Annotated in this window: 1 protein-coding gene; it reads left to right on the top strand. The window is 58.1% G+C overall.

All coding sequences use genetic code 11. The features are described from left to right. The first annotated feature begins 129 nt into the window (after nt 1–129). Nucleotides 130–363 (top strand): hypothetical protein, encoded by a 234-nt coding sequence (locus RM844_RS32640; RefSeq protein ID WP_311671057.1) that lies wholly within the window; start codon nt 130–132, stop codon nt 361–363. Nucleotides 364–458 lie beyond the last annotated feature (95 nt).

Raw genomic sequence — 458 nt, 5'->3', positions numbered from 1 at the left:
AGCTGAGGCTGAATCGCTAGTGCGGTTCATTTCAGTAACCACATCGCGTTTCGTGCGTTGATAGCGGGTGGCGCCCCGCGGTCGTGATCGGCGGGCTACGCCTTGATCATAATCGAGAGGAATGGACCCATGGCCGACAAGAATATGTCCACCGGACCTTACAACCCCTACACGGCTGATCCCGAACTGCATAAATCGACCTGGACGGATGGGTTTCCGCACTCATTCAAGGGTTGGGGACCGCAGACGCCTGATCCGGAAGAGACGCCACCGGAAGCGCCCGCCATAGATCTCGTCTGGAAGGGCGGCGGCGATCATCACGATCACCAAGTTTGGAGCTTCGAGCGGCGGCGGCATCACTAGCCGTTTCTGATCGCTTCTTTTAATCAGCCATCACTGGAGGTCCCTTTGGACGCCATCGCTCTGTTGCGTGACGATCACCAGCTGCTGCGCAAGCT

It is taken from the genome of Streptomyces chisholmiae (assembly GCF_031845445.1).
Classification (GTDB): Bacteria; Actinomycetota; Actinomycetes; order Streptomycetales; family Streptomycetaceae; genus Streptomyces; species Streptomyces chisholmiae.
The sequence above is the reverse complement of the archived record's forward strand: the minus strand, read 5'-3'. Positions and strand labels throughout refer to the sequence as shown.